Genomic DNA, 14010 nt, shown 5'->3' with positions numbered 1-14010 from the left:
GCTGCCGAGGTGGGGTGGCGGTGGGCCCGTCACGTCTGGGGGATGCCGGGGACATGCGTCTATCCTAGCCGGGGATTCGAACACCTGTTCGCGTCTCTTCAGGTGAATTCCAGCTACGAAACGTGACCGCCGCGGCGGCGATTCGCGCCGGGACAACACTTCCGAGTGACGGGCAGTCCTCAATGGACACTCACCGACCACGGCAAACGCGCCGGAAGCCCCGTCCGGGACGCCGTCACGCGACCCATCCCGCGCCGGCGAGCCGGCTGTGCGAACTGTGCGCTGTCAACGATAGAACTCCGGACACCGCACTGACCTGCGCCGGAGGACCATCACCCCGACGCGCCGCGAGGCGGTCGCCGGCCCGGAAAGCCGGTCCCATAAAGTCTTCGCGCAGCCAACCGGAGGTGAACGCCCGCGTGCCCGACGTCGACTACTACGAGGTGCTCGGCATCCGCCGGGACGCCACGGCGGCCGACGTCAAGACGGCCTACCGCCGGCTGGCGAAGACCATGCACCCCGACGGTGGCGGCACGGTCGGCACGTTCCGCCTGCTCCGCGAGGCCTACGACGTCCTCGGCGACCCCATCGCCCGGGCGCGGTACGACGCCGGCGGCGCGACCGTGGTGCCCGTCCCGATCCGGCCGCGGCCCCGGCGGCGCTTCGGGGACGAGCCCGGGTTCGTCCCCGACCTGCCCGAGCTGGACGCCGAAGACCTCGGCTGGTGGCACCTCGCCGGGCAGGACACCCGGATGCGCCACGGCCGCCGCCGCGGGCCCGGGCACACGCCGGTGGTCGCCGCGGTGGGTGGGATGGTGCTGGTGCTGCTGCCGCTGGTCACCGGGGTGGGGTTCAGCACGCCGGTGCTCATCGTGTGGCTGCTGCTGACCGCCAGTACCGCGCTGCTCGTCCAGCGCCTGGCCCGCGGCTACCTGAAGGCGAACAAGGCCCGCGAGGCGTACGCCGAGGAGTTCGGCGGCCGCACGGTGTTCGGCGCCCCCGGCACCGAGCGCGACGAGCTGGCCGAGCGGCTCACCGCCGACCTGCTCGAGAGCTACCTGACCCGCCTGCCCGGCGCGCGGATCTTCCACGGGCTGGCGTGGCCGGGGTCGGTGTTCGCCGACGTCGACCACGCGGTGCTGTGCGGCAAGCGCCTGGTGCTCATCGAGTCGAAGCTGTGGCTGCCCGGGCACTACGAGACGGCCGAGGACGGCAGGCTGCTGCGCAACGGCCGCCCGTTCCGCGGCGGCGGCAGCCGGCTCGCCGAGAGCCTCGCGGCGTACCGCGACCTGCTGCCCGGCGTAGCGCTGCGCGGCGCGATGATCGTGTACCCGAGCCGCAGCGGCGACCTGACGACAGCCGACCCCGGCGACCTGCCCACCGCACCGATGACGCCCGAGGAGTTCCTGCACGAGATCGGCGAGTGGCTCGCCGCGGATCCGTCCACTGTGGACCACCAGGCGCTGCGGACGATGCGCGACCAGGTCGTGGGTGGCGGCGGCCGCGCGGCCTGAGCTGACGCCCGTCGGCACCTTCCCGGCTATCAGGTCGACCCCGCCGCACCGGCACGAGCCGACAGTCGGCTCGCGTGCCCGAGGGGTCGACTCACGTGCCTGGAGAGTCGGCTTGCGTACCGGAAGGGTCGACTCGCGCACCCGGAGAGTCGGCTCACGTGCCCCGAGGGTCGGCTCGCGCGCCCGAAGGGTCGGCTCGCGTGCCTGGAGAGTCGGCTCGCGTGCCTGGGGAGTCGGCTCGCGTGCCTGGGGAGTCGGCTCACGTACCTGGAGGGTCGGCCCGGCGCAGGCGGCCGTGCGAGGCTGGCGGGGTGCATCCTGCCGCCACGCTGGGGACCGTGCTGCTGGCCTACCTCCCGGCGGCCGTCTCCCCCGGCCCGAACTTCGTGCTCATCGCGCACACCGCCGCGGCCGGTACCCGGCGGGCCGCCGTCGCGGTCGCGCTCGGGGTGATCGCCGCCGGTGGGGTGCTGGCCGCCGTTGCCGTCTTCGGGCTCGGCGGGGTGCTCGCCCGGGCGCCGTGGCTGGCCGCTGTCCTGCGCGTCGTCTGCGGTGGCTATCTCGCCTGGCTCGGGGTGCGGCTGTGGCTGCAAGCCCGCGAACCGAAGGCAACGAACCGCCCCGACGAAGCCCCACCGCTCGACCGCCGTGCCGCGAATGACTCATTCGCGGCGCCGGAGGTCCCGAATGAGTCATTCGCGACCTCGCGGACCGGCGCCGCACCGCCCCGCTCCCCGAGCCACTTCCGCCAGGGCGTGGTCAGCAACCTGACCAACCCGAAAGCCGCCGCGTTCTTCGGCAGCGTCCTCACCGCGACGCTCCCCCCGACCGAACCCACCGCCGTCAAAGCCGCCGCGGTCGCGCTGATCCTCCTCACGTCGACCGCCTGGCATCTGAGCGTCGCCCTGCTGTTCTCCGCGCCCGCCACCCAGCGCTGGTACGCGCACGCGAAGCCCACCCTCAACCGGGTCGTGGGCGCGATCCTCGTCGTCCTCGGCGTCGCCCTCGCCGTAACGCCGTGAAGGCCTCCCCGCGCGAGCGAGGAGGCCTTCACCGAACGAACCGGACTACTACCGGACCCCACCCGAAGCGCGCTGCTTCTGCGCGTGCGCGGAACGGGTGCAGACCTCACCGACGTCGACCGTCTGGCCGCGGTCGGCGTACACGTCCGCCACGCCCACGAGCTGGCCCTTCGGCGACGTGCAGGTCAGCTGGTAAGCCTCCTTCGGCCCGTACGTCGGCGGGATCGGCGACGCGAACGACACGTCACCGCTCCAGTCGTCGACCGTGGCCGGGTCGGCCTGGTCGTAGTTGACCACCACGGCGCGGTAGTCGCCGGCCGGCGGGTCGAACAGCACGGCGTGCTCGGTCGTCGTGCCGCCGTTCGCCGACGAGCTGACCAGGTTGCCCGCCGCGTCGTAGATGAACAGGTCCCAGTCGGTGGCCGTGCTCGCCCAGTTGATGTTGACGCTGAACTTCCCGTTGTCGACCTGCGGCAGGCCGTTGACGTGGAAGGTGAACGAGTCACCCGCCGGGTCGGCCGGGTAGTTCTGGTTGATCGGCGGCACCCCGGCCGGGTTGGTCACCGGCTGCCCCTGCTGCGCCGGGCCCTGCGGGTCGCGCCCGTAGCGGCCGGCCACGTACGGCCGGGTCGACGGGTTGACCGACCAGGCGAACCGCCCGCCGGTGGTGGTGAGCTTCGAGTTCAGGTCGTCGGTGACGTAGATCGGCGGCTTGGTGGAGCCGTCGGGCTGGATCACCGGCGACGTCGGCGTCTGGAACGTCTTGTGCAGCTTGAGCTGGTAGCCCTTCGGCGCCGAACCGATCAGCGTCGAGTGCTGCTGCGGGTCGGCCGCGCTGCCCAGCTGGTCCAGGAACGCCTGCCGGTTGCCGCCCTTGCCGGCGCCGGCCGCGGGGGCCAGGCCTTCGTACTCCGCGACGACACTGTCGGCGTAGGGACCGTGGAAGCCGTTGCCGCCGACCTCGATGGTGAAGCCCCAGCCGCCGGTGGCCCAGTACGACCAGTCCTCGGTCGAGCCGGTCGTGTCGTACAGCGCCCAGCTCGGCTGGCTCGTGTAGCCGTTGCGCGAGGCCAGCTTGTCGCCGAGGGCCTTGTAGGCCGGCTCCTCCAGCGGCGGGCGGACGTCGGCCACGCCCGGCGGGCGCAGCACCAGCGCGGCGACGGTGTGCATCGTCATCAGGTTGGTCACCTGGCGCGAGGACACGATCGAGCGGACGTTGCGGACCTCGGGCTCACTGAACGGCGCGGACCCGCGGAACGTGTCACCGCTCCAGGCGAGCTCGGCACCGGCGCCGCCCCAGAAGCCCGCGTAGTTGCGGTTCGGGTCGGTGCCGCGGACGCGGCCGCCGGGGTTGGCCTTGCAGACGCCAGTGGCGTACTGCGGCGGCGAGTCGTTGACGTTGCAGTTCTTGCGCTTCATCTCGTAGTCGAACCGGGTGAAGTCACCCTTCGGCTCGGCCTCGCGGGAGATCTCGAAACCGTCCGTGTTGATGATCGGCACGATGATGTTGCGGGTCTTGCCGACGAGGCTGCGGATCGCGGGGTCCCGGGAGTACCCGTTGACCAGCTCGTACGCCCACTCGATGACGTGCTCGGCGGCCGGCCACTCCCGGGCGTGGTGCACGCCCATGGTGAAGTTCACCGGCTTGCCGTCGGTGATGTTCTTGACGTCGGTCGCGATCTCGACGCCGACGACGTCCCGGCCTTCCCAGGTCGACTCGGGCATGGTGAACGCCGAGACGAGGCCGGGGTTCTTGCGGGCCAGCTCCTTCAGCTCGTAGTTGTAGTCGTAGAGGTGCCGGTAGCTCGTGCGCCCGGACGGCAGCGCCGACGCGGCGGTCTTCGCGGCGTACTGGCGGTCGGTCTTCGCGTCCTGGACCGACTTGGCCGAGAGGTCGGCCTCGAGCACCTTCGACTTGAAGCCGCTGTTCTTGAGCACCTGGCGGTCGGCGTCGTCGGCGAGGACGACCTCGATCCCGGTCGCGTCAGCCTTCTCGGTGACGTCGAGGCCGAGGGCGGTCAGCTTGTTCTTGTCGGCGCGCGTCGGCGTCTCGACCCGGACCAGCTGCGCCTTCTGCGCGGTCGTCGGCGTGCCCTGCGGGGTCAGCGCGAGGAAGTCGACGCCGAGCTGGGCCCGGTCGGCCGAGCCGCCGTAGCGGCAGCCCTGGACGACGAGCTGCTGGCCCTTCTTCACGAAGCTTTCGGCGAGTTCGTGGGTGCGCAACGCCGTGGAGGCGGCGACCACGGCGCCCGTCGTCTTGTCGAACACGGCGACGTCCCAGTCGCCTTCGGTGCCCGAGGCCGGCTTCAGCCGGGCTTGGACCAATCCGTCCACAGAGGACGTCAGCTCGCGTCGATCGGTGCCCGCGGTGCCCTTGGGCAGCACTTTCGCGAAGCACGAGCGCTGCACCGACTTGTCGGCACGCACGATGTTCTGGGCCGCGCCGGCGGTACCGGCCGGTAATGTGACGAACGCCGCCGCCAGCGCCACGACCGAAGCCGCCAGCACCAGTCTTCTTGGTGAATTCCCCACAGGCAAAGGACCTCCTCGACGAGACCGGTACAGCACGGACGTACCGGTAGCGAGTGACCGTAATGGACGAAAACCGACCAAGGTAACCGCCGTAAGTCGTACAGGCTTCACCCGGTTTTCACGCCCGCGTTCACCCCAAAAGACGCTTCACCGGGAGTTCAACCATCGGTCGGCTACTGTCGGTTCATGGTCACGGTCCCTGCGCGACGGACGTCGCTCGCCGTCTCGCTGAGCGGTATCGCCGCTCTCGTGATCGGCGCCGCGCTGGTGCTGCTGCTGCAGGTCATCCCGCCGACCGACGAGATCAGCGCGACCCGCCGCACGATCAGCGAATACGGGCTGTCGGATCACAAGTGGGTGTTCGACCTCGCGGTGATCCTGGTGGCGCTGGGCTCGGCGGCCGGGCTCGCCGTCCTGCACAGCCAGCGGCGGCTGCCCGTGCCCGCGGCCATCCTCGGTACATTGTGGACGGTCGGACTGCTGGTCATCGTCGCCTTCCCGAAGCCGGACTGGGCCACGGTCTCGCGCTCGGACTTCGGCGGCACGCTGCACCGGATCGCGAGCGTCGTGGCCTTCGTGGCGCTCCCGCTGGCCGTGCTGGTCGCGTCGCGTGCGACGTTCCCGGCCTCCGCCGGCCGCCGGTGGCTCGCCCGCGTGCTGGCGATCGCGTCGCTGGCCTGGTTCGCGGTGATCCTCGGGGCGGTGGTGGTCGCCGCGGTGGACGGCGGCCGCTGGTGGACGCTCATCCCGCTCGGGCTCGTCGAACGCGGGATGGCGCTGACGGAGCTGGTCGCGCTGGGCGCCCTGCTCGCTCCAGCGCGTTCTCAGGAGCGGTAGAGCTCCGTCAGCAGGGCGGCGGCCAGGTGCGTCGCCGGGTGCGCGTCGCGGTGGCGCCAGATCAGCCGGACCGGGACGCGGTCCGCGTCGCGCAGCGGCCGGTAGCGGATGCCGTCACGCCGGTACTGCGCCGCGGTCGCCTCGGGGGTGACGCCGACGCAGCGCCCGGTCGCGATGGCCGCCAGCCAGTCGTCGATGTCGTGGGTGTACTCCACCGCCGGCCGGGCGCCTTCGGGCCACAGGTCCAGGGACGTGGTGCCGGTGCGCCGGTCCACGACGAGCGTGCGGCCGCCGAGCTCGCCGAACCCGATTATCCGGCGCCGCGCCCACGGGTCGTCGGACGCGAGGGCGACGACCCGGCGTTCGTGGCCGACGAGCACGTGGGAGTACCGGCGGGTGTCGACGGCGGTGCGGACGACGGCCAGGTCGCAGCGTCCCTCGGCCAGGCCGCCGGTCGCCGTGTTGGTCCGCACCAGCTGCAGCTCGACGTCGGGATACCGGTCCTGCCAGCGCCGCTGGAACTCCGCGGTGTGCCGGCCCACGGCCGACCACGCGTGCCCGAGCCGGAGCCGGGTGTGGCCGGTGGTGACCTCGTGGACCAGCGTTCCGGCGTCGGCCAGCAGCACCCGGGCCCGGGCGAGGACCGTGACGCCGGCCGTGGTGGGTTCGACGGTCCGGCTGGTGCGGTGCAGCAGCCGCACGCCGAGGACCCGCTCCAGCGCGAGCAGCGTCCGCGACACCGTCGCCTGCGAAACGCCGAGCTCGATCGCGGCGTCGGTGAAGCTCCCGGTGTCCACGACCGCGACGAGGTGCCGCAGGTGGCGCAGCTCCAGCGCGGCTTCGGCATCCATGCGTCCAGCGTATAGGTGGCGTGTCGGATGCATTTTGCGTATGCGACACCGGCCCCGATAGTCGGGGCATGACAAGTGAAGGACGCCGGCGCGGAGCCGCGCTGATGCTGGGCAGCGGACTGTCCAACCAGGTCGGGGCGTCGGTCGCGGCCCTGGCCTTCCCGCAGCTCGGGCCGGCCGGCGTCGTGGCCGTCCGCCAGTGGGTCGCGGCCGTGGTGCTGCTCGCGACCGGGCGGCCGCGGCTGCGCGGGTTCACCGCCGCCCAGTGGCGGCTCGTCCTGGCCCTGGCGCTGGTGTTCGGGACGATGAACCTCTCGCTGTACAGCGCGGTCGACCGCATCGGCCTCGGCCTGGCCGTCACGCTCGAGTTCCTCGGCCCGCTGGCCATCGCCCTCGCCGGGTCACGACGGCGGATCGACCTGCTGTGCGCGCTGGTCGCGGCGGCGGCCGTCGTGGTCCTGGTCCGGCCGCGACCGAGCACGGACTACCTCGGCATCGGCCTGGCACTGCTCGCCGCCGCGTGCTGGGCGGCCTACATCCTGCTCAACCGCGCGGTGGGCGCGCGCATCCCCGGCGTCGCGGGCTCGGCGGCGGCCGCGGGCGCGTCCGGGCTGGCGTACGTGCCGATCGGCGTCTTCGCGATGATCGCGCACCGGCCGGGCCTCGGCGCCGTCCTGGCCGCGGTGACCGCCGGTGTCCTGTCGTCGGCCGTGCCGATGCTGGCCGACCTGCTGACCCTGCGCCGCGTCCCGGCATCGGTGTTCGGCACGGTGATGAGCGTGAACCCGGTCCTGGCGGCGCTGGTCGGCCGGGTGGTCCTCGGCCAGCGCCTCGACGCGCTCTCCTGGGCGGCGATCGGCGTGATCGTCGCGGTCAACGTGCTGGTGGTCGTCAGACCGCCCGCAACACCGGTTCCGTCGTCTCCGTCAGCCGTGGGTCAGGCCGTTCCCCCGACATCACCAGGAAGCCCCGAGCCACTCGGAGCAGCAGCGGCCAGTTCTTCGGGTTCTTCTTGTCCACCCCGCCGATCAGCTGCTTGAGCATCGAGAGCGTGTCGAAGTAGATGCGCTCGCACACCAGGCGTTCCTCGGCGTCGAACACGAAGTAGGCCGTCATGCGCACGCGGAAGCGGGACCCGGTCGCCGGGATCGCGCCGAGCGGGCCGAGGTGCGTGCCCAGCAGCCAGAACTCGACGACGACCGCGTCCGCGCTGTGCCGCAGCGCGATCAGCTCGTGGTGCTGGTCGGGGAACGCGGTGCGCGTGTCGTGGTAGTAGCCCCGGACGGCGCCGTCACCGTCGTGGACCGTCATCGTCGCGACCACCTCGTAGTGCGGGTGCGGGAACGTCGAGAGCGTGGCGTCCCAGTCCTGGGCGACCTCGTCGTGGAAGTGGTCGAGCACCAGTTTCTGGCGGGCCACGAGGACTTCGGGTGCGGGGATGTCGAACTCGGTCACCGGCGCTCCTTAAATCTACGACGTAGGTAATCGACGATAACCTACACTGTAGGCACGCTGACGGAAGGGGATGTCGTGACGGTGCTCGACGCAGCTCTGGCCCGGGCCAAGCCCGTCGTCCGGTGGGGCCTCGGCCACGCGCTCCCCCGCACCGTGCTGCGCCGCGAAGCCCGGCGCGGGGACCTCCAGGGGCGGATGGTCGTCGCCGCGGCCGACGGGCGCGACCTGACCGGGCTGTTCGAGGAGATCCGCGCCGCCGGTCCGCTCGCCCGCACCCGCTTCGGCTGGATGACCACGTCGCACGCCGCGGTCCGGGAGGTGCTGTCCAGCGAAGACTTCCGCGTCGGCGTCCTCGGCTCCGACGGCTCGGCGCTCGGCCGGCTGGTCGAATGGTCGGCCGGCGAGCACCTGCACCCGGTGCGGCCGCCGTCGCTGCTCGCCGTCAACCCGCCGGAGCACACCCGCTACCGCAAGCTGGTCACCGGCGTCTTCACCGCGCGCGCCGTCGAGCAGCTGCGCGGCCGGGTCCAGGAGATCGCCGACAGCCTGCTCGACGGGCTCGACCCCGACCGGCCGCTCGACCTCGTCGAGTCCTACTGCGGCCTGCTCCCGGTGACGGTCATCAGCGAGATCCTCGGCGTGCCGCCGGCCGACCTCGGCAAGGTGCTGTCGCTGGGCGCGGCCGCCGCGCCCAGCCTCGACCTCGGCCTGGGCTGGCGGACGTTCCGCGACGTCGAGACGGCGCTGGGCGAGTTCGACGCCTGGCTCGGCGAGCACCTCGACCACCTGCGCCGGCACCCCGGCAAGGACCTGTTCAGCAAGCTCGTCGCGGCCCGTGACGGCGGTGTGGGCCTCACCGAGACGGAGCTGAAGTCGACGGCGGGCCTGGTGCTGGCGGCCGGCTTCGAGACGACCGTCAACCTGCTCGGCAGCGGGATCGCCCTGCTCGCGGGCGACCCCGGCCAGCTCGCCGTGCTGCGCGAGCGGCCGGAGCTGTGGGGCAACGCCGTCGAGGAGGTCCTGCGGTACGACCCGCCGGTCCTGTTGACCGGCCGCCTCGCGACGCGCGCCACCGAGATCGCCGGGGTTCCCCTGCCGCGCGGGGCGCTCGTGACGACCGTCCTGGCCGGCGCGAACCGCGACCCCTCGGTGTTCACCGATCCGGGCACCTTCGACGTCACGCGGACCGGCGCGCGCGACCACGTGGCGTTCGGCGCCGGCCGCCACCACTGCCTGGGCGCGTCCCTGGCGCGCATGGAGGGCGAGATCGGCTTGCGCACGATCTTCGACCGGTTCCCCGGCCTGCGCGTGCTGCCCGGGGGCCGGCGCCGGGAGACGCGGATCCTGCGCGGCTACGAAAGCCTGCCGGCGGTGCTCTCCTCGTGACGGCCCGCCGTGGCCGTCCCCCCAGGGACGCGGACGTCCTGTCGCGCGCGCGAATCCTGAAGGAGGCGCTCGCGCTCGTCGACGAAGAGGGCTTGGCCGCCGTCAGCATGCGCAAGCTCGCGCGCCGTCTCGGCGTCGACCCGATGAGCCTGTACAACCACGTCGACGGCAAGGACGCCCTGCTGGACGGGGTCGCCGAGGTCCTGCTGGCCGCGATCCCCGCGCCGACGCCGGGAACCGGCCTGCGGGAGACGATGTCCGCGCTGGCGCACGGGTTCCGGGCCGCGATGCTCGGCCACCCGCGCGCGGCGCCGCTCGTGCTGACCCGGCAGCTCGCGTCGATGACGGCGCTCGCGCCGGTCGAGGCCGTGCTCGGCCCGCTGCTCGCGGCGGGCTACCCGCCGGACCGCGCGGTGCACGGGCTGCGGGCGGTGCTGGCGTTCCTCATCGGCACCCTGATGCGGGAGGTCGACGCGGCGCCGACGTTCAGCGGCGCCGGCGACCGGGGCCGGCTCGCGGACCTCGAAGGGTCCGGGCTGCCGGCCGTCTCCGCGGCCGCGCCGTACCTCGCGGTGTGCGACCACGAAGCGGAGTTCGAGTTCGGGCTGGGCATCCTGCTCGACGCGCTCGCGCCGTGATCCGGGGTCAGCGGATGCGTTCGTGCAGCGCCGCCATGCGGGCATCGAGGTCCGCCGCCGTCCTGGCCGCGGCCGCGAGCTCGCCCGCGAAGTCCTCCGGGACGCTGTCGGAGTACTTGTACGACAGCTTGTGCTCGACCGCCGCCCAGAAGTCCATCGCGATGGTGCGCAGCTGGACCTCCACCTTGACCTTCTCGACCCGGTCGGAGAGGAACACCGGGATCCGGACGATCAGGTGCAGGCTGCGGTAGCCGTTGGCCTTCGGCCGGGCGATGTAGTCCTTGGTGCGCAACAGCTCGACGTCGTCCTGCGCGGTGAGCATGCGGGCGACCTGGTGGACGTCGGACACGAACGGGCAGACCACGCGGATGCCGGCGATGTCGTCGAGGACGTGCGCGGCGGCGATCCAGTCGTCACCGAGGCCGCGGCGGTGGACTTTCTCCTTGATCGCCTCCGGCCGCTTGACCCGGCTCGTGATGTGCTCGATCGGGTCGTGGCTGTGGACGAAGTCGAACTCCTCGCTGAGGATCCGCAGTTTCGTCATCAGCTCTTCGATGGCGAACTTGTACATCAGCAGGAATCGCGGGAGCTGCCCGGCGACGGCGAGCTCGTCGGCCGCCTCCCGCAGGTCCTCGGCCGCCGGATCGGTGGTCACTGAAGCCTCGTGCTGTCGTCGGTCGGTTGGGCGCACCAGGTTACTGCGCTCCACTGGATCAACGAGCATCGACGGGCCGGAGTTCCCGCCGGTCACCGGATCGGGTCAGCAAAGCCGTAGAGCCGGCGCGCGTTGGCGCCGAGGACCGCCGCGCGGGTGGCGGGGTCGGGGACCCAGTCGGCGAGCAGGTCGACGAGGTCGCCGTCGTTCGGCATCGGGCCCCAGTGCCCGACGTGCGGCCAGTCGGAGCCGTAGACGCACCGGTCCGGCGCCGCAGCGACGAGCTCCCGGGCGAACGGCACGGTCTCGGCGTACGGCGGTTCGGCGAGCCGGTTGGCTCCCGACAGCTTGACCCAGGCACCGTCGGCGACCAGGTCGCGCACCAGCCGGTTCCTGGTCCCGGCCGTGACGTCGGGGACGCCGAGGTGGTCGAGCACGTACGGCACGCGGAGCTTGGCCAGCCTCGCCGGGTTCAGCGTGGCCGCGTCGGCGAACAGCTGCAGGTGCCAGCCGTGCTCCGCGCAAATCGCTTCAAGGCGGTCCAGTGCGCTGAAACCGACGCCGCCGCCGGTCAGGGTGTTGATCCGCAGCCCCGTGACGCCGGCGTCGTGGAGTTCGGCGAGCTCGCGGTCGCCGACGTGGGGGTCCACGACGGCGACGCCCTTGAGCCTGCCGGGGTGGGCGCGGAGGGTGTCGACGAGCAGGGTGTTGTCGGTGCCGTGCACGCTGACCTGCACCAGGACGCCGTAGGTCATGTTCGTGGCGTCGAGCATGGCTAGATAGTCGGCGGCGGTGGCCGGTGGCGGGGTGAAGCTGCGGTCTTCGACGAAGCCACGGTCGCCGACGACGTGCGCGTGGGTGTCGACGGCCCCGGGCGGCACGACGACCCGGACCGGGGCGCGGGGCCGCGGGTCCGGGCCGGGGCAGACGGCGAACTTCCGTTCGGGGGCGAACTCCACCGGGTCAGTGTCGCAGGTAAGGCTGACGGAGGGTGTGCACCAGCCCGCCGCCGGTGCACACCCTCCTGGTCTCACTTTCCTTCGGTTGCCGATTCGGTGGCGCTGTCGGGCGCGGTCTCGGTGCCCGTTGCGGTTGCGGTTTCGGTGCCGGTGTCCGCCGAGGCGGCGACGCACTTTTCCGCTACCGCTGCCGCGGCCGCCTGGTCGGCCGCGGCTTCGGCGTTCTTGTTCTTGCCCTTGGCTTTCTGGTGACCATTGCCGTTCTGGTCAGCGGCCATGCCGTTCTGGTCTGCCGCCATGCCGTTCTGGTCCGCGGCCATACCGTTCTGGTCGGCAGCCATTCCCTGCTGGTCCGCGGCCGCGCCGGAGTCGGCGGTGGCTTGGGTTACGCAGTCGAGGATGGCGGCACAGTCCTGCTCGGAGACTTCGTTCTGCGCCGCGGCATCATCCTGGGCCGCGGCTTCGTTCTGTGCAGCCATACCGTTCTCGTTGGCCATGCCGTTCTGGTCGGCTGCGCCGTTCTGGTCGGCCATGCCGTTGTCGGCGGCCGCGCCGTTCTCGGCGGCCATTCCGTTCTGCTTGGCCGCGCCGTTCTGCTTGGCCATACCGTTACCGTCGGCCATGCCGTTTTCGTCGGCTGCGCCGTTCTGCTCGGCCATGCCGTTCTCGGCGGCCATGCCGTTGGCGTCGGCGGCTCCGGCGGCCTGGGCCACGCACTGCTCCACCACACCGCAAGCCTCGGCAGCGGCGTCGTCCTGAGCGGCGGCGTCCTGCTCGCCGGCCATGGCGTTGTCCTCGGCGGCGCCGTTCTCCGCCGCCTTGGCCTGCTGCTTCGCCTTGCCGTTGCCGGCCATGCCGTTCTCGGCAGCGGCGCCGTTCTCGGCGGCCATGCCGTTCTCGTCCGCCGCGCCGTTCTCGTCCGCCGCCTTCTGCTGGGCGGCCTTGCCGTTCTTGGCCTTGCCGTTGCCCTTCGCCATGCCGTTCTCGTCGGCCTGGGCGTCCTCGCCGGCGACCGCGTCCTGCGCGGCCGCGTCGGCGATCGCCGCGCACTGGGCCGCTACCGCGTTCGCCGCCACCGCTCCGCCGCAGCCGGCCGCCGCGCGGCGTTGCTGGATCTGGTCGACCACCGCCTGGCGGTTGACTATCCGGGCCGCCGACTGCGCGTCCGGGGCCGCCTGCTGACCAGCGATGAACGTGAGGTTGTTCTGCAGCGCCGTGTCCAGGCCGCCGCAGCTCTCCGTCGCCGCGTTGCTCGCCGGGCTGCTGAGCGCGATCGCCGTCGCCGTCGCCCCCGCGACTCCCAGCAGCGCCGCCAGCCCGATCGTGGCCTGTTTGCGGTGTCGTCCGGTACTGCGTCCGTGGGGCATCAGCCCCTCCTCTCAGGTCGCCACCTCACCACGGCACACGGCGCCCCGCCGTGAATGGTTCACCGATCACCGAAAGGGATTTACCGGAACATCCACTATGGACACTGAATCAGGCGCTGAACAGCCGGTCGAGCCGGTATTCGACGAGCGCGGAAGCTTGTTCGGCCGTGTACGCTCCGACGAGGATCCCGGTGACGAGGCCGGCGGCCATCGTCGCGAGGGTGCCGGCCTCCAGCGCCGCGTCCAGGTCCGGGCCGACGCGATCGCCGTTCTGCGCCAAGCGGATCTGCTCGGCCAGCCCGCGGACCAGGTGCGGCAGCAAGGCTTCCTGGTCCGGCTGCGCGCCACCGCGGGTGACGTCGGCGGCGAAGTACGCGATCTGCACTGCACACAGGAGCCGCGCACGCTCGTCGGACGGCAAGACCGCGGCGAGGTAAGCCCGCACGACCACGCGTGCGTCGCCGGTCTCCAGCGCGCGGCCGACCTCGACGGCGGCCCGCTCGGCGCTCAGCTCCACCATCCGCCCCCAGGCGAACCGCAGCATGTCGTCCTTGGCCGGGAAGTAGTACTGGACGAGGTTCATCGAGATCCCGGCTTCGGCGGCGACCGCACGCAGCGTCACGGCCGCCAGGCCGTGGTGCGCGGCGATCCGGAACACGGCCTCCGCGATCTCACGCCGGCGCTGCTGGTGGTCGACGCGTTTCGGCACGCGGTCACTCTCCCACAGTCCTTCGATCTCACAGCCGTCGATCTCGACAGAATCGGACACGTACTGTTATCGTGCGTTTGCACTA

12 protein-coding genes and 1 pseudogene are annotated in these 14010 nt (G+C 72.1%); 6 read left to right on the top strand and 7 right to left on the bottom strand.

Annotated features, from left to right (window positions below; all coding sequences use genetic code 11):
- The first annotated feature begins 419 nt into the window (after window positions 1-419).
- Both AB0C38_RS28420 and AB0C38_RS28415 read left to right on the top strand, forming a co-directional pair.
- The gene (locus AB0C38_RS28420) at window positions 420-1514 is read left to right on the top strand and encodes a DnaJ domain-containing protein (protein WP_360678802.1); all 1095 of its coding nucleotides are present in this window, start codon (window positions 420-422) and stop codon (window positions 1512-1514) included.
- 311 nt (window positions 1515-1825) lie between these two features.
- Complete coding sequence (locus AB0C38_RS28415; protein WP_360678799.1) at window positions 1826-2536, top strand: LysE family transporter; 711 nt, start codon at window positions 1826-1828, stop codon at window positions 2534-2536.
- A gap of 48 nt (window positions 2537-2584) precedes the next feature.
- Here AB0C38_RS28415 and AB0C38_RS28410 read toward each other — a convergent pair whose 3' ends face one another.
- Window positions 2585-5044 (bottom strand): M14 family zinc carboxypeptidase, encoded by a 2460-nt coding sequence (locus AB0C38_RS28410; RefSeq protein WP_360678796.1) that lies wholly within the window; start codon window positions 5042-5044, stop codon window positions 2585-2587.
- A 210-nt stretch (window positions 5045-5254) separates the two neighbouring features.
- Here AB0C38_RS28410 and AB0C38_RS28405 point away from each other — a divergent pair, with 210 nt between their 5' ends.
- Complete coding sequence (locus tag AB0C38_RS28405) at window positions 5255-5905, top strand: DUF998 domain-containing protein (RefSeq protein WP_360678793.1); 651 nt, start codon at window positions 5255-5257, stop codon at window positions 5903-5905.
- Here the strand turns inward: AB0C38_RS28405 and AB0C38_RS28400 are convergent.
- Complete coding sequence (locus AB0C38_RS28400; RefSeq protein ID WP_360678791.1) at window positions 5893-6756, bottom strand: LysR family transcriptional regulator; 864 nt, start codon at window positions 6754-6756, stop codon at window positions 5893-5895. The two genes, AB0C38_RS28405 and AB0C38_RS28400, sit on opposite strands and share 13 nt — an antisense overlap.
- Before the next feature lie 68 nt (window positions 6757-6824).
- On the opposite strand from AB0C38_RS28400, the gene AB0C38_RS28395 reads away from it, so the two are divergent.
- Window positions 6825-7796: an EamA family transporter gene (locus tag AB0C38_RS28395; protein WP_360678788.1), complete on the top strand. Its 972-nt coding sequence runs from the start codon at window positions 6825-6827 to the stop codon at window positions 7794-7796.
- Between the two features lie 49 nt (window positions 7797-7845).
- Here AB0C38_RS28395 and AB0C38_RS28390 read toward each other — a convergent pair.
- A pseudogene (locus AB0C38_RS28390) lies at window positions 7846-8157 on the bottom strand (ester cyclase); the annotation flags it as partial.
- Between the two features lie 135 nt (window positions 8158-8292).
- On the opposite strand from AB0C38_RS28390, the gene AB0C38_RS28385 reads away from it, so the two are divergent.
- Both AB0C38_RS28385 and AB0C38_RS28380 read left to right on the top strand, forming a co-directional pair.
- The gene (locus AB0C38_RS28385) at window positions 8293-9597 is read left to right on the top strand and encodes a cytochrome P450 (RefSeq protein ID WP_360679122.1); all 1305 of its coding nucleotides are present in this window, start codon (window positions 8293-8295) and stop codon (window positions 9595-9597) included.
- Window positions 9594-10235: a TetR/AcrR family transcriptional regulator C-terminal domain-containing protein gene (locus AB0C38_RS28380; RefSeq protein ID WP_360678785.1), complete on the top strand. Its 642-nt coding sequence runs from the start codon at window positions 9594-9596 to the stop codon at window positions 10233-10235. Before AB0C38_RS28385 ends, AB0C38_RS28380 begins: the two co-directional genes overlap by 4 nt.
- 7 nt (window positions 10236-10242) lie before the next feature.
- Here AB0C38_RS28380 and AB0C38_RS28375 read toward each other — a convergent pair whose 3' ends face one another.
- From AB0C38_RS28375 to AB0C38_RS28360, 4 genes are all read right to left on the bottom strand, one after another.
- Complete coding sequence (locus AB0C38_RS28375) at window positions 10243-10890, bottom strand: GTP pyrophosphokinase family protein (RefSeq protein ID WP_360678783.1); 648 nt, start codon at window positions 10888-10890, stop codon at window positions 10243-10245.
- A gap of 92 nt (window positions 10891-10982) precedes the next feature.
- On the bottom strand, window positions 10983-11849 hold the full coding sequence (locus AB0C38_RS28370; RefSeq protein WP_360678780.1) for an amidohydrolase family protein: 867 nt from the start codon (window positions 11847-11849) through the stop codon (window positions 10983-10985).
- Between the two features lie 71 nt (window positions 11850-11920).
- Window positions 11921-13216: a hypothetical protein gene (locus AB0C38_RS28365; RefSeq protein WP_360678778.1), complete on the bottom strand. Its 1296-nt coding sequence runs from the start codon at window positions 13214-13216 to the stop codon at window positions 11921-11923.
- Between the two features lie 109 nt (window positions 13217-13325).
- Window positions 13326-13985, bottom strand: a complete 660-nt coding sequence (locus AB0C38_RS28360; protein ID WP_360678775.1) for a TetR/AcrR family transcriptional regulator — start codon at window positions 13983-13985, stop codon at window positions 13326-13328.
- Between the last annotated feature and the right edge of the window lie 25 nt (window positions 13986-14010).

Source organism: Amycolatopsis sp. NPDC048633 (assembly GCF_040650695.1).
In the GTDB taxonomy this organism is placed as follows: domain Bacteria; phylum Actinomycetota; class Actinomycetes; order Mycobacteriales; family Pseudonocardiaceae; genus Amycolatopsis.
Note: the sequence above shows the minus strand (reverse complement) of the source record. Positions and strands in the feature narration are given on the sequence as shown.

Bases quoted from the DNA above. Each gene is read 5' to 3' on its own strand.
- AB0C38_RS28405 (WP_360678793.1), top strand. From the start codon at position 5,255: ATGGTCACGGTCCCTGCGCGACGGACGTCGCTCGCCGTCTCGCTGAGC.
- AB0C38_RS28400 (WP_360678791.1), bottom strand. From the start codon at position 6,756: ATGGATGCCGAAGCCGCGCTGGAGCTGCGCCACCTGCGGCACCTCGTC.
- AB0C38_RS28395 (WP_360678788.1), top strand. From the start codon at position 6,825: ATGACAAGTGAAGGACGCCGGCGCGGAGCCGCGCTGATGCTGGGCAGC.
- AB0C38_RS28365 (WP_360678778.1), bottom strand. From the start codon at position 13,216: ATGCCCCACGGACGCAGTACCGGACGACACCGCAAACAGGCCACGATC.